Genomic DNA, 24,359 nt, shown 5'->3' with positions numbered 1-24,359 from the left:
TCCTTTGATCTCCAAATGAAACGTTTCCAATTTATTATAAAAAAAAATGCCGAGTTTGCAGATCCAAACTGAGATCCAACTGAATGAGCTAATATCTTTACAATTAAGATCATGTAGTTTCGCCTTGCCTGAAGATAACGGGGAGACGATACACTTGCTGATCTAAAGTTATACCCTCCATCTTTTGATACAGCAGTCTGATTGTCATACGTGCCATTTCCTCCACTGGCTGCCTGATTGTGGACAATATCGGATGAAAATAAGGATGATTCTGAATGCCGTCGTAACCGATGACCTTTACATCCTCTGGAACGCGAATACCCTGCTTGCCTACTCTTTCTATATATTTGGCGGCTAACATATCGGTAATAGCGAAAATGCCGTCCACATCCTGATACTTATGTAGAAATTCGCTAAAATAGGCATCGTCGTTCACAATAGGGTCTGGTTTCTCGTATATCACATAGTCGACACCTAATTTTTTCGCCTCATCAATGAAACCTTTTCTTCGATTCATGGTTTCACTAAATACGGAAGTTACACTTCCTATAAAAGCCGGTCTCTGGGCTCCCGCTTTAATAAGTTCCCTTAAAGCCATACGCCCTCCCTTATAATTATCCGAGGTCACACAGGTAATTTTTTTGCTAAAGTGTCTGTCAATACTTACAATCGGAATGTCATTGCTTACGCTATTCTCAATATCATTGTAAGTAATACCGATAATACCAGCCACTTTATTTTGCCGTAGCATATCTAGATAATACAGTTCCTTTTCGGGCTTACCACCGCTATTACATAGCATGAGCTTAAAGCCTTCCCGATCCAACTCATCCTCAATGTAATAAGCCAGTTCAGAAAAAAAAGGATTCCAGATACTTGGAAGCAGCAAGGCTACCATCTTGGATTTCCTCATCTTAAAATTTCGAGCGACTTCATTAGGGATATAATTCAATTCTTGTATAGCTTTTTCCACTTTTTGGCGTGTATTTGGTTTTACAGAGCCCGAGTTGTTAATAACACGGGAAACAGTTCCCACAGCTACGCCAGCCAGGTTAGCTACATCTTTAATACTTGGCATTTAGCCCCCCCTCTCTCTTATGAAAATCATAATAGCACGAAATTGGAAACGTTTCAATAATCTTTGAAGCACTTTTTTTCGACTTTTTTTATTGCCTAGCCCGCATGTAGCTAAATCAAGTGTAAACTGGTCAGAAACATGATAAGCCAAGTGACAGAGCTGCCATAGGGTAAATAGGTGATGTCCGTTAGAAGGACGAGTCCGGGTACTTCCTTTCTGAAGTCTCTCTGTAAAAGGTAATAGAACGCGAACCTTTCTTAAAGCCTCGAAAGCAAAGGCCTTCTTGATGTTAGCAAAAAATAAAGTATTTTCTTAGTGCTTAGATTAATTTATGTATCTTTTTAAAGAACTACATGCTACTCGCGTATGTTCTTAAATTATTAATTGGAAATTGAATATAACGAGATGGACGTAGCCCAAGCGAAGGCTCGGGAGCGTCCTTGGAGGAGTTAATTTGAAGCAAACGATAGATTTTATGAAAATGAAGCAAAACAATAAAAAGATCGTCATGTTAACAGCTTATGACTATCCGTCTGCAAAGCTTGCAGAACAAGCCGGTGTTGACGTCATCTTGGTTGGGGATTCGCTTGGAATGGTGGTTCTTGGTTACGATTCAACTATCCCAGTGACACTCGAAGATATGATTCATCATACCAAAGCAGTAGTTATCGAACATATAGGTCCTTTCGATCCCGGTGATTGGCATCGGTGCTGGAGTAAATGTAGATGCCCAAGTTCTCGTATATCATGATATTTTGGGTTATGGTGTTGAGCGAGTTGCTAAGTTTGTCCAACAATATCAATCGTTAAATCCATTTTTGTGTCTTTATTATGTTATACAAAGTTGCCTCGACTTATAACTTTGAAGATTTTGAGTTTTGAACTATCGACATCATCCGAGAATTAAAGTAACTGTCTCGGTTTAATTTAATCGGCTTGATTATTAAGTCCCGAGAAGCTTGGTATAGAATCTTGTTACTGAGAGCTCTATAAATTCACGGGAGATTCCGATCTAATTCTTTTCGGCCCTTGTTTTGTTTTTTTGCATATCCCCTTTTTATCCGGGTTTACAGTGATTCAGAAGCACTTATTAGCATCTATTCATTTTCAGACTTTGAGCCAGCTACTCCCCATGTTTCCCCGTCAACTTTATAATCACTGCTGCCTCTCCATTGAGGTATGTAGTCTCCAGATCGCAAATCGTCGCTAAAACCTTGGTCAGTAGATTTCCAAGTCACTATGTCGTGGGGAGCGATTACTAATTTTTAATATATAGTTTGTTTTAACCGCCATGAGTTAAACTTACCTTTACTGGATGATCAGAATGGTTCTTCATACAAAGTTTAACATGACCCCAGCCTTTAGGGACACTAAATGCTTCTCTTACTGTTGCACTTCCCCCGATTTTAAGAAATTATCTTGTTTCCATTAGTTTTATTTTCTGAAGCTGCGCCTGTACCTACAATACCTACTATAGCTAAAGTTAAAATCGAGAACAAATTATCGATTACAATATAGTAGGTCCTTACTGCTCCGAAAGGATTAAGTTCCTTTAACCTTGATGTCTTCTCCTTACTTGGTCGCCGTGTATCACTATATCCTCTTCCAAATAGTTGGACTACATAACTCTTCCTTGGCTTAATGTAGCTGCAAAGTCTCATTATTTAGTGTGTGATAACTTACCAGTAAATATATCAAATGTTTAAAATGATCACTATAATACCCTGATTGAGCAATGTCTGTTTTAAAAACGTTCAATTATACTGGTTACGTCTATTCCATATTGGTTAGCCGCTATCCAAATATTCAATAATCGAACAATTCTATCTTCTTGATTGCATCTATCGATGCATCAATATATGCAACATATTCCAAAGGGGAGAGTCCCACATTGAGCTTTTACTGTACGTTCCTCGCTCCAGACTTTGAGGGGTTTGGAGATCGCAGGTGGTCTTATCTTGAGGTGCTCGGCGACCTCCCCGACTATAGCGGCCCTTGTGACAGCCTTTACAGGATGTTTCGGCGAGGCTGAGTGTATGGCAACCAATTAAACATCTCCTTAATTAATCATATACTTAAAAGTACAACGCATTGTGTGGTGTGGTCGTGTCAATTTGCTTAGAATGGACATTGACTCAAAGACCTAAGGATCGCCGGTGCCCACCTTGCCTATATGAAGATAAAATCCTTATGAAATGGATTAGAAGAGATTTGAACTTATAGTTAGTAAATATAAATTATATGCCCGATTGGGGAATAGCCGTTTTAAATTGTCTCCCACTGAATAATACTGCCCATTACTTCAATGAAAAAAGCAGCCCCTCTTGAACTGCCCTACTGCTAGTAACTTCAACAATAGGGTGAGTTCATTCATGGGCTACCTTATTTACCCAGTAGCTATTCAGCGTTTTTTAAGAATTCAAGCTCTTTGACAATACCCGGAAATAATTTATCTAGATTGTAAAATACCAGCAATAAGATTTGCAGGAGAGCCAAGATAATTGGAACGTAGATAAACATGAAATGAATAGACGCTAGCGCAGTAGCACTGATTGTAGCTTGTCCACCAGCATATCCTCCCAATGCCAGCCCCCAACCGATAAGTGCCGCTCCCAAACCGCCTCCCGCTTTTGTGCCGAAACTACCCGCACTGTACACCAGTCCTTCGGTGCGCATCCCTGTCTTCCATTCGCCATACTCAATGGTATCTGCCAACATGGCAAAGAAGGTTCCGAGAATAGCGGCATGTCCAAGCGCTTTAATAACGAGTCCCAGACAGACCGCCATCAGACTTGTGGGACTGACGGCAATGACAAGCGACCCGACAATAAGGAGGATACTTCCGATAATGGAGGAATTTCGTTTACCGATCCGCTTGACGATGGGGGGCAATAGCATATAACCAAGCAGGGAAGGAAGCAGTAAGGATATGCCGAGCACTCCAATCAGATTGGCGTCTTTTAACACATAACGTGCGTAGTAAATATTCATACCTGTGCCCAGTGCGTTATTTATAAAATAGACCACAGCAAACCCAAGGATCAATTTCCAATACTTATTACGCATCAGCGCTCCAAAAGCGCGTCCAAACGGAATTGGCTTTTGTACAACAGATGGAGTAACCCTTTCTTTGGTACTGAAGAAGGTAACAAGAAATAAGAAGGTTCCGAGCAAGCCAAATATAATAAAGGTGAAAATCCACCCTTTTTGACCGCCGCCGAATGACTTCACTAACGGGAGGGTGAAATAATTAATTAGCAAGGCACCAATATTCGCCAGACTCATACGAAAAATATTAAGCAGAGAACGCTGGTAAGAATCCTGCGTTATCATGGAATTAAGCACACCATAAGGGACATTAATGCTGGAATAAATAAAGTTCATCAGCAGATAGGTAACGTAAATGTATAGAATAGTGATCGTCATATTTCCACTTGGAACCGTGAACAAGAGAATTCCAGACAATGCAAATGGCCCGGACATCCACAGTAACCAAGGACGTGCCTTCCCGTGTCTGCTCTTTGTTTTATCGATCAAAGCCCCAATCGCGACATCAATAAACGCATCCAGTACGCGTGCAACTAGCATTAAAGTACCAATGACCCCAGCGCTGATCCCGATTACATCTGTGTAAAAGTAGGACAGAAAAGTCATTGCGGCGGCAAACAGCAACTGGCTGGCAAAATCACCGAATCCATAACCAATTTTTTCTTTCAGCGTAATAATTGAACCGGTTTGCACTGAAGCCTCATTTCCCATTACAACAATATCGCTCGAACTTCTCATGCTCATGCTCCTTTTCCCTTGTTATTCTCTACCATTCAATGCCATCAAGAAAACGTTTTCTTAATCATCAAAAAAACAAGCTGAAATACTTTGAATCCAGCTGATTATTGGTAAAAATAATTATCTTTGTCCAAAAAATACTAGAAAACGTTTTCCGGAGTTGATTATACTCTCCTTATAAACCAAGGTCAAGCGCTTTCTTTGCTCTGGAATCTTTGTTAAACTCAATAAACAATTCAATAAACTGATATAATAAATTCAATCCACTTTGAGAAACTTTTTCTAAATAAATACTTGCTTGAAAGTCGGTGTGTACAATGAAAATGACTATAAAAGATGTGGCTCGAATGGCCAACGTCTCCATTTCAACGGTTTCCAGAGTAATCAATAACAGCCAGACGGTGAACAGTGAAATACGCAAACGAGTTCAGGATGTCCTTGAAGCCACTCAATTCCGTCCAAATGCCATAGCACGGACACTGGTAAAGAATGATACATCTCTGATTGGAGTACTTCTGCCCGCGATTAAAAACAACGTTTTTGATGACATGGTTGAAGGCATCAATCAAGTAGCGCATCTATACGGCTTCGATGTCATAATCGCCTTGTCAGGGGGGGACGAGGACTCTGAAATACACTATTACAATATGTTCCGTGAGATGCAAGCGAGCGGAATTATTATATCGGTAAGCGAAATCCGGGATGCGCTATTCGCGCTCATTGAAGCGGCGGGAATTCCCTGCATCCTTGTCGGACGGGATTTTCGAGATCAATCCATTCCTTCCGTGCATGTTGACAACATAACGGCTGCTTTTGAAGCGGTAACTTATCTAATTCAGCAGGGACATCAGGATATAGCGATGCTGCAGGGACCAGCGGGGGATATTTCAGTGGGCAATCAGCGTTTTTTGGGCTATGAACAGGCATTGAAGGCTGCTCACCTGCCAGTACGTCCCGAACGTGTATTGGAAAGCGGCTATTCAGTTGAAGACGGCATAACCTCTATGAGAAAGCTTTATCATTCAGGTCCATTGCCTAGTGCGGTGTTCTGCGCAACGGACCGAATTGCCATAGGTGCTATGAACTTTCTAGCCGAGAATGGGGTGAAAATACCTGAACAGGTCTCCTTCTTGGGATTTGACGACATTGATATGGCTACAATAATCCGGCCTAAATTGTCAACTGTCCGATATTCAGCATCCGAACTGGGCATGGTCGCCGCCCGCAATCTCATTAAGCTTATTAGAGGAGAAGAATTAGCAGCTGTCCACTGGTCCATATCGCATCAGTTAGAAATTCGGGACAGCATTACAAAACATGGAGTATCCTAACCTTTGATGCTCCTACGCGGTTGCGGGAAGTGCTTAACCGGCAGGGGTGGTCTTTTCAGCGAATCCAACGCCGAATAATGGAAACGTTCTCTTGCAGACTTTTTCGCAAAAGGGCATGATTGGGGATACGCAGAAACCAGGCTCGGTTTAAATTGCCAGACTAGCTCGTATTCAATTTTCTTTTCGATAGCAGTCAGATTAACTATCAATAAGAAAAGGTTGCTTTCTAAGTCAATACAAGGACTCAGAAAGCAACCTTTTCTTCGAATTATTCAGCTTGCCAAATATCTTTTAATTTCCAGTATGTCAACTCATTTACTAGAGCCTCTCCGCCCTCCGTTACGAGTTCTATGCCTAGCAGTTTTTCACTCGAATAGATGCGACTTGTCATCGTAGCTTGCCCTTCATTAGCAAATATTTCAATGGATGAGCGATCCAGATATACATGTAACGTCAGCTGCCCCTCTGCACTTAAGGCTGTTTGACGTACTCCATCCGTCTTTTTGCCTGATTTAGAACAATCAAGCATAAGTTTCTGACCCGGGATAGAATAAGTGATAACCGTTTCCTCCTCACCTGTTCCGCGAAGCTTCAAGCCTACCAGATCTGCACTTGACTTCGTCAGGTCGAACACGACCTTCACTTCAAGCAGATCCGCTTCAACTTCCGTCAAGTAACTGCCAGAAATAGCGCAATATTGGTACAAAACATGTTCGCTTTGACGAAGCAACTTCATTTCCTCTACTGGGTTCATCAGCAATTTATTATTGGCACCCAGCGTAATTACACGTGGGATCGTCAATGCTCCGGACCAGCCGTCTGCTTTCGTCGGCATATCCGATTCCCACATATCCATCCAACCAATCGCAATGCGGCGACCTTGATCATCTAGAAAAGTTTGAACCGCATAGAAGTCATGACCATTATCCAACTCGACGAACTCTCCATGTTTATATTCATTACTATCATAATTATATTCGCCAACATAATATCCCGTCTGGAACAAATTATTGTACTTATCTCCTTGCGCATCAATACCTTGCGGGGAGAACATAAATATATGCTTACCGTTCAGTTCAAAAAAATCAGGGCACTCCCACATGAAGCCCATATTCTTATCTCCCTGCAGAAGCACACCATGATAGGTCCAAGTTCTAAGATCAGGAGATGTATATAGAATAACACGCGGCAGATCTTCTTTCGTGCTGTTACCTAGGATCATGTACCATGTATCCTCATGCTTCCATACCTTCGGATCACGGAAATGCTGTGAGCTATCTGTTGGAGGTTCAGCGATTACGGGATTCTGCCCTAGTTTTGTAAAATGAATGCCATCTGTACTTACTGCCACATTTTGATTTTGGAAAAAGGTATTGTTTGGTTGATCAATATAGTGATGGCCAGTATAGATTAATGTCAATTCGCCGTTATTATCTACTGCGCTTCCTGAGAAGCAGCCATCAAGGTCACATGCATCTCCAGGCGCTAATGCAATCGGACAATGCTCCCAGTGTACAAGGTCTTTACTCTTGACGTGACCCCAATGCATTGGACCCCAGTTCTCATCATAAGGATGATGCTGATAGAAGGCGTGATATTCACCTTTAAATTGGATTAATCCATTGGGGTCGTTAATCCAGTTTGCTGGTGCCATAATATGATAGCCTAATCGGTAACGCTTGTTCATTTTTGCTTCTGCCTGTTTCAATGCTTCCTCAGCTTGCTTCGTATTGTTATTATATGTGTTCATTTGTCTTCCTCCTATGCTGTTTCAATATGCTTGTTAGGCTTGGGATCCAGTTTTTTCGGTTCTTTCTTTAAGGTAAAGATTGAGATTGTTGTAAAGACAAATACGAATACACCCATAATCACGTACGTATTTGCAAAACCTCTAATGTCATAAGACATACCGGCGATTGGCGAGAAGATCGAAGCTCCTACCTGACTCATAAACTGGAATCCCACCAGATATAGGATCGAAGACAGACGCATATCGAAATTAGCAGCCAAGTACTTAAATACGGCGATCAGCATGATTGGCAGTTCCAATGCGTGAATCAATTTCATAGCTGAGATACCATAAGGTCCAATAACTAAGCCTGAGCCCATGATCCGGAATGCCATCAAGAATCCTGCCAAAATCAGACCCTTTTTTGCTCCAATTTTGTTGACAATGAAAGGCGCTAAGAACATCATGCCTGCTTCCAGAAATACTTGTAGGGAATTTAAGTAACCATAAACTTGATTACCTAAAGCAACCGTTGAGAACGTTGATGAAAAGTAATTTGGGAACTGTTGGTCATACACATTGTAAATACAGGTAACGCCAAGAACATATAAAATGAAGAACCATAAATGCTTATTTGCAAACAAATATCCGATTTGCTTAAAGTTAACAGATTCTGCTTGCTCCACCTCGGAATCTGTCATCTCAACTTTAATTGTCATCATAATGATAAACAGAATGACAGCAGATACTGATGCAATCCAGAAGTTAATGTTAGGGTTGATATTGAAGAGCTGACCAGCGAAAAATGTTGCTGCTGCCCAACCTAGCGAGCCCCACATACGAGATTTCCCGTATTCAAATTCATATTTTCGGCTGATTTTCTCGACATAAGATTCGATTGCTCCGATCCCTGCCAAAAAAGAAATACCCAGGTATAATCCACCTACAATGGCGCCGAGAAATACATTGTATTGAAGTAACGGCCCATAGATAAAGATATAGAAAGGACCAACAAATAAGAGCAAAGAACTGATGAGAAATAAAATATGCTTCTTCAATCCGATTTTATCAGATATATAGCCATAAAGCGGTTGCATACATAGCGCAAAGATAGCGTTTACAGTAAAGATAACACCTGTTTCAGCACCATTCAGACTGATTTCTTGCCCTAGCCAGATGGAGAACAATGAATAACTTGCTGACCAAGTAAAGAAAAAAAAGAAGAAATAGGCACTTAGTTTCCAGTACATGCTCTTTGACTTTCTCATATCGAACGCTCCTCTAAGTTGAACATTTGGATGTAAATGAAAGCACTTTCGTATTTACAGATCGATTATATGTCAACCGCTTTCATATGTCAACCGCTTGACATATTTTCGGAAGAAAAAAGAGCTCTCCTCTTTGATTTCAATTACTCTAATAAGGATAGCTCCAATTTATATCACAATGCTAAAAACGTTGGAATTGTATTAAGCTGTACTAGCTTTAATAAGTTTCACTGGTAGATAGGTTTCTCGCGGGACATCACTGTATCCACCTTCAATTTCTTTAATAAGTAACTCTATGGAAGATCTCGCGATCTCCTGTATTGGTTGCTGAATTGTCGTTAATTCAGGGAGAAGATTGCGGGTTGTTTCTGTTCCGTCATACCCAATTACGCGGATATCTTCAGGAACCCGTTTTCCTCTTCTTTTTGCTTCAGCAATAAAAGACGCTGCCACCATGTCATTACTCGCGAACAATCCATCTACTTCAGGATGTTCATCGAGCAAGCGTTTAATCGGTTCATCGTGATTCTGTTGGTGAAAGGGATCATGTACTTCATAGGTAATTGCCTCTCGACTATACTGCTCCATCACATCTTCATATGCTTTTCTTCTTAAACTTGCTGGTGTTTCCAATTCAACAGGGCCATTTATGTGTAAGATATGCTTGCACCCCTTTTCAATAAGCAGCTCTGATGCCAGTTTTCCACCCATATAATTATCCGATCCTACAACTGGGATTGAATCGGATAGGAAACGGTCGATCGCAATAACTGCAATATTCTTCTGTTCATAATTTACGATACCTCGGTTGTGTGTACCGACGATAATACCGTCAACTTGATTTCGCATAAGCATATCTACATAAGACTCTTCTTTATCCAGCTGATTTAAGCTGTTACATAGCAACAGCTTATAGCCTAATGACGCACAAATATTCTCTATATGGAAAGTCAGCTCTCCGAAAAATGGGTTGCTCGTAGTTGGAATGATTAATCCAATCAGATTTGTCCGTTTAGTAAATAATGACCGAGCTACATCATTAGGAAAATAATTTAGCTCCTGCATCGCTTTATGAACTTGATCCTTCGTTTCTTGACTGATATAGCCACGATTATTAAGTACGCGAGAAACCGTAGTCGGTGAAACTCCAGCTAATTGTGCAACATCGTTCAGTTTTGGTTTCATTGATTCAACCTGCCTTCTCTTCATGCCAAGTCTCCAATTATTCTATTATTTTAACATTGTTAAACGTGAAAAAACATGTCTTCATCATTCCGCGCTGTATATGCAATGACATCATTTTAACCATTATTGTTCATCATATTTCAATAATATATGTTCCTGTCTCTCCTCGAGAATATTGTATACACTATGTAGTATGTATGAGGTGGTGAATAAACTTGGTTGAAATATCATCTAGAGAGTTATGGATAAATGTATCTATTAAAGTGTATACACCCCGATATTTTTCTCATTTTATATGGACTAATATGTGAATTTACCGTAGTGAAAAGAATCTCACATATGATTTCGTAAAAGTCGTTGTCGCAGGACATTAGTAAACAAAAAAAAACACCCCTCAGAAATCCTGGAATGAAGTATATCACATAATATAGTAACTTCCTCGTGGGGGTAAGTGTTACTGCAAAAGGGACAAAAAAACACACAATCCAAAATAAAGAACTCATCCTATCATAATAGCCGCTCCTAAATTTTTCAGGAGCGGCTACACGCTTAATTCAAATTGATTTTAAATCTATCCTTTGCATTGCCACCTAAAACGATCAAGCCACCTTTGGGCAGCACAACCGAATTGTTATGGCTGGCAGTTGAAAAATCTACAACCGTTCCGTTTTCATCATAGACAGCGAACCCTCCACTTGTTGGAACATCAACGGTCATCGTTTTATGGGCTACGTTTTTATCTATTTTAAACCATGTGGCTTGACCATTCGATGGTATGGTGTACACTGATTTCCCGCCCAGGACAGGTTTAATAGCATCCTCACTGATGTAGGACTGTCCATCTATGGTTAAATACTCTGAACCATCCTTGGTAGTAAAATTCAGATCAAATGCATCTCTTCCACTCATAACAGGAATCTCAACGGCATTAACGGCTTTATTCTCATCCACAATTTTAGTACCACTTGCGTATCCATCATGATCAACGGATATTTTTTTCGTTATAAATGAGGGGACCAGATAAAATATGGAAGATATCTTTTCATCCAAAGCATAATAATTTTTCCCGTTTCTGTTTTCCCATGCCTTTTTAACTGTGAGGTTTACAGGATTGGCATCTAGCTTTTGATATTCATAAGTCACCATAACCATTTGACCTAATCCCGGAAAGTTTAAGTAGAAGTTAGCCTTAATATACGTTTTCCCGTTTTTTTGTTTGTCAAAGCCTATGGCTACACTGCCATCACTGCTTTTGAATTCTCCATTGCCTGTATACACATATTTTTGCGCCGGGACTATTCCATCCAGAAAAGCTGGTAATTCAAGCTCTCCGTTTTTAATTTCTACATTGATGGTTGTACCCACAGTGCCATATAATCCAGAATAAGTAAGTAAATCAGATGGCATTTCCACTTTTACAGGAGGCTCAAAGGTTTTACCCGGTAGAATGCCTTTAATGATGCCCTTGTCTTTTAGAAGCTCCAATAAAACATTAGAAGCAAAAATACTATCCAGGATGGAAGAACCTCCAGATGAAAGCACAGCCATAGAAATATGATGCTCTGGTATGGTGATCAAAGTAGAATGATACAAAACAGTATCCCCACCCTTGGACAACGCAGTTATTCTGTAATCACTAAACGGTGCCAACTGAACCGCATCCCAACCAAGTCCATAATTAAAGCTGTTTGTCTCTTCAGGCACCCATATTCCTTTTCGATATTCATGACTTTGCATGGACTTCGCCGATTGTGCAGATAAAATATCAGGCCTGTTCCCTGTTAATACCTCCGAAAACATAGCCACCTCTTCTGCGGTGGAGTATAAGCCCCCTGTCCCGATGACATTGGCATTTTCAACCGGCAAGGCCCCCTCAATCGCAGGAAAATAAGTTTTGGACAGCTTTTGTCTATCAAACTGATCGAGTGGTGTTTTCGTAGACTTCAAACCCAAAGGTGCACTAATATGCTTTGCCAGAAATTCGGTGTAACTTAGACCACTCACCCGTTCAACCAATATTTCAAGCAATTGAAAACTATCATTACTATATACAGAATATTCGCCGGGGTTGGATTTCAAAGTTTCTGATTGTAATCTCAGCAATAGCTCATCATGATTTTTTGTATCATTGTCATTAAATAACATACTATTTTTTAAGTGGGCACCGTAAAGGCCTGACGAATGATTTAACAGCATACGCGGTGTAATTTTTTTGTACCTTTCATCGGCCATTGTAAAGTCCTTAATGTATGTTGTGAGCGGCTGATCAATATCTACCTTATGGGCATCCACCAGCATCATCGTTGCAGCAGCTACATACATTTTGCTTGTAGAGCCTATACCAAACATCGTATCTTTGGTGATCGGCTCGTTGGTTGCTTTATTCTTTACACCCACGCTATCCGATAATACGATGTTTCCATGGTCCATAATGGCATACTGCACACCGCTAGCACCGTATTTGGATACCAGCTCAGAGGCCAGACTGCGAGCCTTTTCCTTGATGGGTTCAGGAGTGCCTTGAGCAAAAGTATTCGTCATTGGCAGCACAAAAAGCATAGCAGAAACGAACACAGCTATTATTTTCTTCATTCCATATTTCCTCCTCTTATAGCTTCATCAGACTTTATTACTGACCTGATCATACAACGAACGAGGATTCTATATAAAAAAAACACCCTTAAACGTAAAAAACAATCCCTAAACAACAAGATGTCTAAGGAATGTCCTTATAAAATGGTAATAAAACCATATTATCGAATACTTTATTTTTCGTTTCAATGGTCATATTCCCACCGTATTTATCACATATTCTAGATATATTGGTTAAGCCAATGCCATGAACATCCAGGTTTGATTTTTGACTATGCAAATGAGCCACTTCATTCTCCACATGATTCAGAATGTGAATGAAAAGCGCAGACTCATTGGAATGTATTTTAATCAGAATGTACCTGTCATCAGCAATCTTGACCTTTTTAGATGCTTCTATGGCATTATCCAGCATATTCCCTAGAGCGACACATAAATCATAACGTTCAATATTTACTTTCTGTGAGTATAAGTTGAGCTGAGTATCCACCTTGATGCCATTGGCCTGAGCAATATTAAGACTATTTGTAACAAGAGCATCTATAACCAGATTACCAGTGTTAACCCTTTGATATGCTCCTTCGATTTTATTTAATGTGATCTTAATATGTTCACTCGCCTCAGCTAATTCATTTCTCTTGATACATTCGTCAATATACAAAAACTGTTGATGTGTATCATGAATGATTCTCTTTATATTTTTGAAGCTGTGAACCGTTTTTTCGTAGTTAGCATCTTGGTAGTCCATCTGATGTTGTAGTTGAGCATTTTCATGCATTAACTGGAATTTTTCAATAACATTATCGAAGATGTATATAATAAAAACATTTAAAGAAATAAAGCCAATAATAGAGCCAAAATAATACATATTCTTTTCACTATAAACAGATAAAACATTGACCTGGTATATACTTATGATGGGAACGATTAAAAATAAAAAATAGTAACGATGCTGCAAAGGGAAGGTTCTGCGTTTGGCGAATAGCCGTATAATCTGAATGACAGCAAACATGATAATACAGCTGAGTAGCATAACCTTAGAAAATATCAAGTGATCCTGTCCGCTCAAATGACTAAAGTTGCTAATCTTAACGGAGTCTACAGCATATAAAATATACAGGGATAAAAGATTAACGATGGTGATCAACACAGCATAAAGAATGGAAAAAATGATCTTTGTCTTTATTTCCACGTTATAAGAATGAGCCAAGCTAAATATGACAAATAACGCCAAAATGGAGGAAAACGTAGGAGTCAGATAAACAGTTAAATATAAGAAGTTCAACAACCCGAAAATAATGAAATACATCATTCTATTCGGCTTTCGACTGGACTTATCAAAAACCGAGTTGAAATAAAAATTGACCTGAAAGCACATCACCAGTACGACACATAGGTTAAGAAACAGGTAGTTATATGCCATCATATTAATGCATCTTCATAATCATAAATTTGGTATACAAATCTTTAACTTCTTTTATTTTAGAACGTCCAATAGGCAACTTCACATCATTTGACATCAGAACATCACCGCCAGCAAATTTTTTGACATGAATTAAATTTATAATAATCGAACGATGAATTTGTAAAAAATTATGTTCCTTTAATGCTGATGCATAATCAGAAAGAATCCCTTTGCTATCATAGGTTTGTGTAGAGGTTACAAAATGCAGCTTGTTTTTTATGGTCAAGCTTTTGGCCACTTCAATACTAATGATATCATCATATTTTAAAAGCACTTCCTCATAAGCTGACTTGATGATAACGAATTTTTTATCGAGAGCTTGAAAATATTGACACAGCTTTATTATTTTTTCCTCAAAGATATAGGGAGCAATCGGTTTTATTAAATATTGAAATGTAACTACGTCAAAACTTTCCACCATATATTCAGGGTAGCTCGTTAAAAAAACAATCTGTTCATCTAGGTGATTTAAACTCCTTATTTTTCGGGCGGTTTGAATTCCGTTCATGCCATTCATTTCAACATCCAATATTAAGATATGGAATGGAGACTCATGGTTTTGATAATGAGATACTAGTTGTTCTCCTGAGTCGAATAATTCAACTTTAAATTCTATATTTGTTTTGATTGATAAAGCGATCAGCATATTTTTAACAAGCTCTCTTTGCTTGTACTCATCATCGCAAATAGCCACTCTATACATAAATGCTCCCCTCTTTCCCATTACATGTTGCAAGGAAGTATAGTCTGAACAGTATACAATATCTTAATATTCTATACATAGCTTTTGGATAAAACGCAAATTCAAATCCCTTAAATGCGATTTATTGTGTGCTATTCGTTCTCTATGCTTAGGCGTTCCCTTTTTGCCATCAGGGCTTGCGTAGGTTGGTCGGTTTGTGGACGATGTCGCTGGAATGATGTTTGCTGCTGTTTTGACTATTTTGACCCGTTGAATAAGAACACAACTTATGATTTATTAGGAAGATAGGAATTGATGTATCAGGAGAACGACTTTCATACATAAGATCTATTGGAGGAATTTATGGATAATAAAAGGTATTTTTCAATTGGAGAAGTTTCTAGATTAAAAAATGTTACGATAAAAGCTTTACGTTATTATCATAATATTGGTTTGTTAATACCTGCATACACTAATCCCGATAACGGTTATCGCTATTATACAATTAATCAATTCATCTATCTGGATATTATAAAAATTTGTAAGCAAAGTAATGTAAGTGTTAAAGAAATTAAAGCTTTATTTGCTAAAGCCGATACTAATTACCTTAAATTTTACTTAGAACAGAAAAATGAAGAAATTCATAAAGAAATAAAGAAATTAGAGCAACTTAATAAACAAATAGAAATATTAAAGACAGCTATCCATTCATCTGAAGATGAACTTATGAACAATGGATTTAATATTCAAACAGTTAAAGACAGATACTTTTTAAGTTTATCTACTCAAGTTGGAGAACTTAATGAGATAAAGTCATTCGATAAGTTAGATGAAAAATTAGGCGAATTGGCAGTCCAAACGTTTCAGTATGGATTAATTTATTCATGTCACCATGATAATTGGAAAATCAGTGATGTATTTCGTCTAATAACATCAGATGATTATAGATTGCTTAAAGATACCTTTAATGTATCTAAATTATCAAAAGGAGAATATTTAACTATTAATTGCACAGGAGATACTGAAATTGAAACATTTCAATTAGTAAAAGAATATTTGGAGAAAAACAGTTTGACGCGTAATAAGGTTTATATGTTTTATCTAGTGACAGATGTTTTTAATCAATATAATCATTTCTCTCAATTTCAAATTAGTCTAAAGCCCACCCTATAAATAAGGTGGGCTGACTTTTAGCTTATAGCTTGTATTCATAAATAAAATTTGTATTTTCGAGTTTGCCGTTAGGTAGATTAAATACAGTTACTTCTTCATCAAGACGGACAAATCCATTATGATCATAGAATCCATAGTTACTCATTGTATCTGTATACACATAAATTTTATTTGTTTTTGTATTTCTTAAGTAAGAGATAAGCTCATTAAATAATTGTTTCCCTACCTTTTTTCCTCTAGCTTCTTCAGAAACAGCAAAGAATTCTAAGCACCCCTGAAACTCATCTTCTTTTCCTCTAATTAACTTGCTGTATGCCTCATTAGTCATAGAGGTGAGTTCAACAAATACTTTTCGTTCGATGTCATTTAGATTTAAGAGTTGTAGCAATTCACTTGTATAATCTTCTTGTAACAATCTATAAGATGTTATTTCACCAACTCTTGAACCAAAAATTACACCAATGACTTCTCCATCTAATGTAGCTACTCTTCCAAAAGTACTTTTATTTAATATTGGACTTATGAACATCATTGTAACTGCTGCATTTATTATGCCGTCATCCTCGATAAAATCCTTTGCGTTCCAGGTATCTGCGATAATAGATTTAATAGGTTCTATATCCTCTTTTCTAATGTCTCTAATATCTAAGTTCATTTTGACTTCCTCCTTTTAATCAATTAACTTACAAATTGAGTTTAATGTCTCCCCTAATGGGAGAGTCAAGTATTTAATGCAGTGTCTTTTTCAACAGGGCTCACTTACAAGAATAGACGGCTAATAATTATGTTAGACTGGGAGAACCAAAAAATGCCGAACTCTATCACAAAGAGTTCGGCATTTTCAGGTGAAACTCATTAAACTATCGCCATTTAGTTTAGCGATTCCGTACAGTCTAAAACTTTATTATTTACAGACAATAAGGATGCCCCGATTGATCCAGAACTAAAGCTTTCATCTATGATATCACCTGTATAAAAGGGACTATTATGTTACCAACTGATCACGGAGCGATCTCTAAAAAACTTGCCGGTCGTTCCTACATCGCCCGTCGCAAGCCAAACAGCCGTATCAGCCCCTTGCTCAACCGATCTCGGAGCATCGGCAGTACCCATATCGGTACGAACCCATCCCGGACACATTGAATTTACCGTGATTTTGCTGCTACTTAAGTCTGCTGACAGTTTTAACGTAAGCGCGTTCAGGGCAGTTTTGGACATACTGTATGCAAAATATCCGCCGCCCATACCATCATTTAAAGCTCCCATGCTGCTGGATACATTGACGATTCTGCCGTCTGCACTTTCTTGCATTAAAGGGATGAGCACTTGCGATAAGAGAAGTGGACCGTAGACATTCGTTTCCATTGTAGTTCGAACCGTTTCCAAATCGATATTTGTTGTATCCTTATTACCATCGATAGAGATGCCTGCATTATTAACCAGAATGTCAACGACTCCAAATTGCTCCCGCATGTCGTAAGCCAACTTACGAATACTGGACTCGTTAGTCATATCAAGCTGGTGAAAATGAACGTCAAGCCCTTCCTGCTTCAATTTGTCGCAGGCCGCCATCCCTTGATCTTCTTTGCGAGCCGTCATAATGACGGTGACGCCAAGCTTGCCTAGCTGTTTAGCAATTTCAAACCCGATCCCCCGATTCGCTCCCGTAACGATTGCAATTTTTCTTCTCATACATATATCCTCCTCATTTTCATCTTCTTTAGATGTGTAAACCCGCTTACACCCTGAAGGTTAGGCAAAGTGGCAAGATACACAGGAGTTTTGATACCTTTTTCCGCTGATCTGAGCATTTTTCTGTTCGCCAGGCGATTCCGTAAAAACTAAACTGGTAAATCCACGTGCAAGCAATTCACTTGGCATTTGTAACTATAACTATTTCATTTTAATATTATCACCTCCTCGATTAATTTAATTGACGCATTGTGTATTGACACCTATCTTCTCACCGGCAAGGTGGGCAAGACCGACATATTAATCACTTAGCCATCTTCAAGCATGATCTTACCAATATCTTCACTTACACCAATTAAAGTAATATTCATGGAGGCCTCTTTCTTTTATGTGCTTATTTTAAGCACAATTTATTCTAATAAAAAGTTGCATATGATTCTGCAACTTATTGTTAGCTATTGAGCTTTATTGTTCTTTAAAGAATCGGACTCGATCCATTAATTGAGCAATCGTGTAACTTCGCAAATACTCAATTGTCTTTAATTCGGCTTCCTGGAGAATCTTTTCAAGTTCAACATCTAACTTTTCAACATCTAACTTTTCTCCATCATCTCCGCAATCCACTTTAATTTCAGCATCATTCGAAATACTTCTGATTGCTTCGTATATATCGCCTATTGTAATCTCTGCTGAAGATTTTCTTAAAAAATATCCACCCTCCCGTCCACCTTTTGATTCAACAATACCGGCATTGTTCAGTGACTGCATAACTCTCCGGATAAAGGTGGCATGCGAATCGACCTGTCTCGCTATTAACGCACTGCTTATCATGCTGCCACTTTTGGCTAGCCAAACAATGGCCTGAATCGCTATTTTTAGACGAGGGGGACCAATGTAAACACCCCTAGACGCTGTACTCAATATACTCCCTCCTTCTCAATTTAAATTGCAATCTATATAAGCACATTATACGCAATGAAACATCTATATACAAGGGGCTTTTATATTTTAATATTGATTAGCCATTCATACAATGAAGCTTAACCATCATCATACGATGGTGGTTAAGCCTCTATAAAACAAATCTTATAATGAGAAGAGAATATTATTAATTACAACTGCAGCTTGCGCACGGGTTGATTTAGACTTTGGTGCAAATTCTCCCTTATCCATTCCGCTTATTATTCCAGCGTTGTGCATTGCAGTAATGCCTTCTAACGCATATGAAGAAATGCCATTTGCATCGACAAAGCTTAGCGGGACTTCACTATCTGAGGTCAGCCCGGCATAGGTCGTTGCTTGATAGGCCATTACAACCATATCTTGTCTCGTGATTTCATCTTGTGCACCAAAACTGCCATCCGGTCTGCCTTTAACAATACCTAACCGTTGTGCTGTAGCAACCTCATCATAGTACCATACGCCTGTTTTGATATCTGAAAAGGTCGTTGTCGCATTGCTATCGGTTAGTTCAAAAACATTCATCAGCATCGCAATAAATTCGGCTCTCGTCACTTTATCGTCCGGATTGAACTTTCCATCTCCTGTTCCGATGATAACGCCCCTTGCAGCTAAAGCCTCAATTGGCTCCTTTGCCCATTCTTTTGTTACATCTTGGAAGTTCAGATCCCTATAAGCTACTGCAAACTTACCGAATTGCTTAGGCTTGAATTCTATCCCACTTGTTTTTTTATTGAATTTTCCACTCATTACAATTTCAAAATCTCTATTATCTCTGATTTGATAGATGATCATCTTATTGGGTTGCTCGCCTAACTTCAATTCGTATGGTATTGTCACTTGAACGTCGTTTCTCCCATCAAGTTCACTTACCTTCATACCATCAATTGCTAAGCTGAAACTGTAAACTGATCTATTGCCCAATTGAGCTTGTATCTCAGGTGATAGGTTGGATAAGCTTACTTTAGCCACAGAAACCTTCACATTCTTTGCTTTTGCTGAACTCTTAGAAATCAACTTTGAAGATACATTTAATTTAGCTAAACCTGCCTCGATTTCTAAATTATTAATCGGGGTATTTTTATTACTTAACAATACATCAACAGGAAATTCGATTTCAATTTCATTCATACTTTCAATTGTCTCTACTTTAATTCCAAGTTTGTCTCCATCTGTTTGTTTGAGTGCACGCTTAACAGTTTCAGTGTCCAGTTGAGCAGTTGCTTTTCCATTAGCATTGATCGTCGGTTTTACTCTTATTTTACCGTTATTCACCTCAGCATTGTCTTGTACGCTTCCTAAAGAGTTCTCTTCTCCAGCCTTGTTTTGTATACTTTCTAAGAAATTTTCTTTTTCGCTTGATTTTCCGTTCCCTGCATTTTTCTGTTCTTCTTCTACAACTACACGAACACGTTCCAAATTCTCAATTCGTGTAAAGGGTGATTCTTCGTCACCATCACGCTGTGCGGTCACTCTTAGGGCTGGGTAGTAGGTTCCGGGCTTGGTATAGGTAAAGTATACCGACTCCGTTACCGAGGCCTCAGAGGTACCGAAAGATACCTTCTTGTAGTTCCCCGTACCTTCGAAGTCCCATTCGGTTTTCACAACCTTGCTGTTACCAGGAGGGACCACAGCTTTGCCCTGGAAGGTGACACGTTGGCCGGTCTTAACATGAATTTTAGTCGTGCCGTTAACAAGTAAATCGACGACCGGCTGTATCCCCTTACGTTCCGCAGCACTCTCCGGCAACTTGATCTGACCATCGACTACCTTGTATTGGGTTGACTCTGCAGGAGCTACCCCTTGTTCTACCCAAGCGCTTAGGTCACGAAGTGCCTGTTCGAGAATGCCATCATATTGTACAACAGTATAAGTGCTTGCCCCATTATCGTAATGATCCGCATTGTCGTTGAACCAGACACGGAAATGATCATCAAAGCTTTCACCGAGATACTGCTTCACCCTTGCACTATACCAGTCCGAATGCCAAGGAAAAGATCCCATATCGAGCAAGTTTGAGATAAGGATGACTTTTCCTTGAATATGCCCGTTGTGTGAGCCACCTCCTGCAACACCACTCATGATCATGGGGCCAATCTCCATAGGACGCTGAGGAAAAATGGGAGTTCCGTCAGCTGCTCTAAATTGATCCCAGGAATAAAAGTTGGGTCCGCTCGGAACCTGGTGACGATGGTACGATAGCAACGCAAGATGCCATCGGTTGTCGATATGCAGTTTGGCACCGCTTTCTAGGGCGCTTAATACGCTATTGGAGTTTTCGCTCCCAATCGTGAAGACTTTCTTAGTCGGATCAAACGAACCTTTTAGTGTCCCGATCTTCGTCGTACCGTCAGCTGTATAAAGTGTGTAATCTGCACCGGTTCGAGGCAGTGTTGATGGCGCATTATCAAGAGAAACGCTTGTCGGTGCATTCTGCTTGTCCCGGCTAACCTGAGTAATGGTGGCCCATTGATCGATCTTGGCGCTGCGGAACAAATCTCCGAGATCCGATTGTTCTGTACCTAGGTAGCCTGGCTTGTTCCAGAAATCTTCGACATAGGTGCTATCCATTGATTTAATCGTGTCTCCGAAACCAAAGAGGAGACTCTGAAGATCGTTCTGGCTGAGTGCCCCCTCCAACCCTCTTAAAGGAACTCCCAACTTCGTCACCTCTTGCAGTACTGCCTTCTCCATGTCATTCAAACTGGAATAAGGGTCACCGCTACCTCCCGGGCTCAATGCATCCTTTAGCTGTAAAGCCTTGTCTCCAAGCACGAAGTTCGTATAGGCCAATATGAATCCATTGTTTGGGATGGACGTTGGTACAACCGGGACAAATGGCGCTGCTCCGTCCCACACTCCCTTAGTATTTTCAATTGCACCAATCGTCTGAAGAGAGCCTCCGCTTCCACCGTATATATATCCATAGATATAATCGTCAGTGTCGTAGTAATCCGCCGCGTACACCTTAGAGAACTTTGCCGCGGCTGCATCAATTCGGTATCCGCTACTTGCATTCGTCTGAACCGTATAAGCCCCGCTGGCTGCGCCGAAAGCAATATGACTATCAAAGGCATTCTCATCATAAAGCGGATATACTTTCTGGAAGAAGCGGCCCTTCCACTGTTCTTTCGGCGGCAAGTAAAAGTTGAACTTCGCATCAGTACCCTCAAAGTGGCCTGACACTTTATGATGCGGAACTGGAGATGTTAGGTCAACCTCCCTATCAATAACTGGATTATTATACTGTGAGTCGATACACGCTGCTGTGACCCAAAGAGGCCCTCCCGTTTCTTGCGGTGTGCATTGCGATGATGAAGGTGAACCTGATACTCGCGTCACGGTCACCTTATATAGTTTCGTCATCATTCCTTCTTGTCCGGTTACTTCGATGGTGATGATGTTATTATTATCCACGCTCAAGCTCATTGGGTCGCTTGCCTGACTGCTTGCAACAGGTTTCCCGTTTACTTTCATTGTGGCGTTGCTGTCATAGACGCTGGCTGTTACCGAAATACTGGTTACATCGTAAGGAACATTCACACTATATTCGGTTGTTCCAGCTGCAAAAGCAGGAGTCAGCGTGCCGCTCGATAACACCAGTCCGCTCAGATCCGCGTTTTCCATTCTTTCATAATCGCTAATTGAGGTATTAGCCACATGATCATGTATAGCTAATGAAAAATTTGAATTTGCGCTGATTTGCGTCGTATTTGCTACCAAAAATAATAGAGCCGCTAAAATTGCACTGATGATTTTGCTTTTCCTCATTAACTATTCCCCTTCCTTTCGCTACACATCAGATATAAAAAAACCTTAACGTAAGCGTTTCCATATCATTGCAATCGTTTTCATTTTTATCTATATTAAAAGGAACACTGTAACGAACATAAGACTCCATTTGGACTCTGTACATCCATTTGTTAGTTCCGTTGTTGAACAAATTGCACAGCTGTACAAATCACGTCGGAAAATTGAGGCATTTTCCTATTGGATTAAGTAACACCTCAATATTCCTACGTTGTTTGGTCCCACTGAAAATGCTCATATTGGTGGCTGCTTTATTTTACTCTTCCACCTTTCACACTATCATGATATAACTTCCATCAGCCTATCTTTTGCTAATACCTTATTGCTATCCGTTTTCTTAATATCCCTATAGTTATCTGTATTAGTAATTACGATAGAAGTTATAACTTCATATCCCTCCTTTTTAATAGCTTCCACATCAAATTCTACTAATAGGTCTCCGATATTAACTCGATCCCCCTCATTTACATGAGGTACAAAATATTTGCCTTTTAAAGCAACTGTATTAATGCCTATATGAATTAAAATCTCAACTCCATCGTCGGTCTTCAATGCAATAGCATGCTTAGTAACAAAGAACGCTGCAATTTCCCCATTAACCGGCGAAACAACTTTACCTATAGACGGCTCAATTGCTATTCCTTTCCCCATCAATTCTTGGGAGAATGTGATGTCATTTACTTCACTAAGATTTTTAACCTCACCACTTAATGGGCTGTATATTATTTCTGATTTTTGTTTATTATTAAGTGCTGGATCTTTTTTAATTGTTTGTTTTTTATCTTGTATATTAAACATGTTCTTAATAAAATTTGAAAAACTCATAAGAACCCATCCTCTGTAATTTTAATAATTAAATTTAGGATAATATCTCATTTAATACCGCTTTAGACCGAAGCTACAATAATACAGTTAGTAAAGCACTAAATTAACAGAACCCGTAATGCCAGTTGGTTCATGTATAAGGTACTGTGAAAAAAAGTCCTTTTGCTCTTTTTCTAAAGTATTCGTCACTTCAATTACCAAATTATTACTCCCCGTTCTTAAGCAATTGCTCACTTCAAAATTATAGGGTGGGCATATTTTACTTCCAACATGGCAGCCATTCATGAAAATATTCACAATTTCATAGGCATCTTTTATGAATATAAATGCATTTTCAAAGTTTTCACTTACGTTGAAGTCAATTTCGTATCTAACTGTACCCGAAAAATCAGGGTATAAATTCGGTGCTGCTAAGTTAACCAGTTTATCTATTACTGTAGTGGTTTCAAAATCAGGATATTTTTCAGAGGTAGATAACGAAATTTTCCACTCACCACTGATCTCCTGAATATCGATCTGTTCGTTATCCGTTATTATAGATTCGATATTAGCAGTTATGTTTTTACTAAAAATAATTATTTTAGATTCATATTTCTCAAGGTTTAATTTAAATTTGCTACCTTTTTGAGTTCTCTCTAAATTCAAATTAAGAACTTTATTTTCAAAGGCATCATATATATATGCATCTAAGTACAAAGGAACTTCAACCACTGTATTAATAGAATGATATGGATGTTCATTAAAGAACATAAATACATCTCCATCTTGATGGGTATAGTGATA

The 24,359-nt window shown here is 39.1% G+C and carries 17 protein-coding genes and 1 pseudogene; 4 read left to right on the top strand and 14 right to left on the bottom strand.

Translation table 11 applies throughout. From position 1 onward, the window contains the following. Nucleotides 1–109 precede the first annotated feature (109 nt). The gene (locus tag C400_RS0110520) at nucleotides 110–1,078 is read right to left on the bottom strand and encodes a LacI family DNA-binding transcriptional regulator (protein ID WP_016820912.1); all 969 of its coding nucleotides are present in this window, start codon (nucleotides 1,076–1,078) and stop codon (nucleotides 110–112) included. A gap of 454 nt (nucleotides 1,079–1,532) precedes the next feature. On the opposite strand from C400_RS0110520, the pseudogene C400_RS28710 reads away from it, so the two are divergent. Continuing rightward, nucleotides 1,533–1,742 (top strand): annotated as a pseudogene (locus C400_RS28710) (3-methyl-2-oxobutanoate hydroxymethyltransferase); the annotation flags it as partial. Between the two features lie 31 nt (nucleotides 1,743–1,773). Next, on the top strand, nucleotides 1,774–1,938 hold the full coding sequence (locus C400_RS28705) for a 3-methyl-2-oxobutanoate hydroxymethyltransferase (protein ID WP_442952196.1): 165 nt from the start codon (nucleotides 1,774–1,776) through the stop codon (nucleotides 1,936–1,938). Between the two features lie 1,537 nt (nucleotides 1,939–3,475). Here C400_RS28705 and C400_RS0110505 read toward each other — a convergent pair. Then, nucleotides 3,476–4,864: an MFS transporter gene (locus C400_RS0110505; RefSeq protein WP_017426938.1), complete on the bottom strand. Its 1,389-nt coding sequence runs from the start codon at nucleotides 4,862–4,864 to the stop codon at nucleotides 3,476–3,478. Nucleotides 4,865–5,181: 317 nt separating this feature from the next. Between C400_RS0110505 and C400_RS0110495 the strand changes: the two genes are divergently transcribed. Next, nucleotides 5,182–6,195: a LacI family DNA-binding transcriptional regulator gene (locus tag C400_RS0110495; protein ID WP_081338576.1), complete on the top strand. Its 1,014-nt coding sequence runs from the start codon at nucleotides 5,182–5,184 to the stop codon at nucleotides 6,193–6,195. 268 nt (nucleotides 6,196–6,463) lie between these two features. On the opposite strand, the gene C400_RS0110490 is transcribed toward C400_RS0110495, so the two are convergent. The 6 genes from C400_RS0110490 to C400_RS0110465 all read right to left on the bottom strand — a co-directional run bounded on the left by C400_RS0110490 (nucleotide 6,464) and on the right by C400_RS0110465 (nucleotide 15,137). Continuing rightward, on the bottom strand, nucleotides 6,464–7,945 hold the full coding sequence (locus C400_RS0110490) for a glycoside hydrolase family 32 protein (RefSeq protein ID WP_017426935.1): 1,482 nt from the start codon (nucleotides 7,943–7,945) through the stop codon (nucleotides 6,464–6,466). Nucleotides 7,946–7,956: 11 nt separating this feature from the next. Next, a complete protein-coding gene (locus C400_RS0110485; protein ID WP_017426934.1) occupies nucleotides 7,957–9,192 on the bottom strand; it encodes an MFS transporter in 1,236 nt (411 codons plus the stop codon). A gap of 201 nt (nucleotides 9,193–9,393) precedes the next feature. Continuing rightward, nucleotides 9,394–10,377 carry a LacI family DNA-binding transcriptional regulator gene (locus tag C400_RS0110480; protein ID WP_017426933.1) on the bottom strand — a complete coding sequence of 328 codons (984 nt, stop codon included), beginning with the start codon at nucleotides 10,375–10,377 and terminating at the stop codon, nucleotides 9,394–9,396. A gap of 549 nt (nucleotides 10,378–10,926) precedes the next feature. Further along, entirely contained in the window at nucleotides 10,927–12,969 is a 2,043-nt protein-coding gene (locus C400_RS0110475) for a serine hydrolase domain-containing protein (RefSeq protein ID WP_017426932.1), read from the bottom strand. 124 nt (nucleotides 12,970–13,093) lie between these two features. Further along, a complete protein-coding gene (locus C400_RS0110470; RefSeq protein WP_016820920.1) occupies nucleotides 13,094–14,395 on the bottom strand; it encodes an ATP-binding protein in 1,302 nt (433 codons plus the stop codon). A gap of 1 nt (nucleotide 14,396) precedes the next feature. Continuing rightward, entirely contained in the window at nucleotides 14,397–15,137 is a 741-nt protein-coding gene (locus tag C400_RS0110465; protein ID WP_017426931.1) for a LytR/AlgR family response regulator transcription factor, read from the bottom strand. A gap of 342 nt (nucleotides 15,138–15,479) precedes the next feature. On the opposite strand from C400_RS0110465, the gene C400_RS0110460 reads away from it, so the two are divergent. Beyond that, a complete protein-coding gene (locus C400_RS0110460) occupies nucleotides 15,480–16,289 on the top strand; it encodes a MerR family transcriptional regulator (RefSeq protein WP_017426930.1) in 810 nt (269 codons plus the stop codon). Nucleotides 16,290–16,311: 22 nt separating this feature from the next. Here C400_RS0110460 and C400_RS0110455 read toward each other — a convergent pair whose 3' ends face one another. From C400_RS0110455 to C400_RS27735, 6 genes are all read right to left on the bottom strand, one after another. Next, nucleotides 16,312–16,944 (bottom strand): GNAT family N-acetyltransferase, encoded by a 633-nt coding sequence (locus C400_RS0110455; protein WP_017426929.1) that lies wholly within the window; start codon nucleotides 16,942–16,944, stop codon nucleotides 16,312–16,314. Between the two features lie 335 nt (nucleotides 16,945–17,279). Continuing rightward, nucleotides 17,280–17,981: an SDR family oxidoreductase gene (locus tag C400_RS0110450; RefSeq protein WP_017426928.1), complete on the bottom strand. Its 702-nt coding sequence runs from the start codon at nucleotides 17,979–17,981 to the stop codon at nucleotides 17,280–17,282. Between the two features lie 465 nt (nucleotides 17,982–18,446). Further along, nucleotides 18,447–18,902, bottom strand: coding sequence for an RrF2 family transcriptional regulator (locus C400_RS0110445; protein WP_017426927.1), 456 nt, complete (start codon nucleotides 18,900–18,902; stop codon nucleotides 18,447–18,449). Between the two features lie 165 nt (nucleotides 18,903–19,067). Further along, nucleotides 19,068–22,712: an S-layer homology domain-containing protein gene (locus C400_RS0110440; RefSeq protein WP_017426926.1), complete on the bottom strand. Its 3,645-nt coding sequence runs from the start codon at nucleotides 22,710–22,712 to the stop codon at nucleotides 19,068–19,070. 318 nt (nucleotides 22,713–23,030) lie between these two features. Beyond that, nucleotides 23,031–23,576, bottom strand: a complete 546-nt coding sequence (locus tag C400_RS0110435) for a PTS sugar transporter subunit IIA (protein ID WP_017426925.1) — start codon at nucleotides 23,574–23,576, stop codon at nucleotides 23,031–23,033. Nucleotides 23,577–23,663: 87 nt separating this feature from the next. Further along, entirely contained in the window at nucleotides 23,664–24,326 is a 663-nt protein-coding gene (locus tag C400_RS27735; RefSeq protein ID WP_232795347.1) for a hypothetical protein, read from the bottom strand. Nucleotides 24,327–24,359 lie beyond the last annotated feature (33 nt).

The sequence above is a fragment of the Paenibacillus sp. ICGEB2008 genome (genome assembly GCF_000307675.1).
Taxonomy (GTDB): Bacteria; Bacillota; Bacilli; order Paenibacillales; family Paenibacillaceae; genus Paenibacillus; species Paenibacillus polymyxa.
This window is presented reverse-complemented; position numbering and strand designations above follow the sequence as displayed.

Bases quoted from the DNA above. Each gene is read 5' to 3' on its own strand.
- C400_RS0110505 (WP_017426938.1), bottom strand. From the start codon at position 4,864: ATGAGAAGTTCGAGCGATATTGTTGTAATGGGAAATGAGGCTTCAGTG.
- C400_RS0110485 (WP_017426934.1), bottom strand. From the start codon at position 9,192: ATGAGAAAGTCAAAGAGCATGTACTGGAAACTAAGTGCCTATTTCTTC.
- C400_RS0110495 (WP_081338576.1), top strand. From the start codon at position 5,182: ATGAAAATGACTATAAAAGATGTGGCTCGAATGGCCAACGTCTCCATT.
- C400_RS0110465 (WP_017426931.1), bottom strand. From the start codon at position 15,137: ATGTATAGAGTGGCTATTTGCGATGATGAGTACAAGCAAAGAGAGCTT.
- C400_RS0110490 (WP_017426935.1), bottom strand. From the start codon at position 7,945: ATGAACACATATAATAACAATACGAAGCAAGCTGAGGAAGCATTGAAA.
- C400_RS0110455 (WP_017426929.1), bottom strand. From the start codon at position 16,944: ATGAACTTAGATATTAGAGACATTAGAAAAGAGGATATAGAACCTATT.
- C400_RS0110480 (WP_017426933.1), bottom strand. From the start codon at position 10,377: ATGAAACCAAAACTGAACGATGTTGCACAATTAGCTGGAGTTTCACCG.
- C400_RS0110470 (WP_016820920.1), bottom strand. From the start codon at position 14,395: ATGATGGCATATAACTACCTGTTTCTTAACCTATGTGTCGTACTGGTG.
- C400_RS0110520 (WP_016820912.1), bottom strand. From the start codon at position 1,078: ATGCCAAGTATTAAAGATGTAGCTAACCTGGCTGGCGTAGCTGTGGGA.
- C400_RS27735 (WP_232795347.1), bottom strand. From the start codon at position 24,326: ATGTTCTTTAATGAACATCCATATCATTCTATTAATACAGTGGTTGAA.
- C400_RS0110475 (WP_017426932.1), bottom strand. From the start codon at position 12,969: ATGAAGAAAATAATAGCTGTGTTCGTTTCTGCTATGCTTTTTGTGCTG.
- C400_RS0110460 (WP_017426930.1), top strand. From the start codon at position 15,480: ATGGATAATAAAAGGTATTTTTCAATTGGAGAAGTTTCTAGATTAAAA.
- C400_RS0110440 (WP_017426926.1), bottom strand. From the start codon at position 22,712: ATGAGGAAAAGCAAAATCATCAGTGCAATTTTAGCGGCTCTATTATTT.
- C400_RS0110435 (WP_017426925.1), bottom strand. From the start codon at position 23,576: ATGAGTTTTTCAAATTTTATTAAGAACATGTTTAATATACAAGATAAA.
- C400_RS0110450 (WP_017426928.1), bottom strand. From the start codon at position 17,981: ATGAGAAGAAAAATTGCAATCGTTACGGGAGCGAATCGGGGGATCGGG.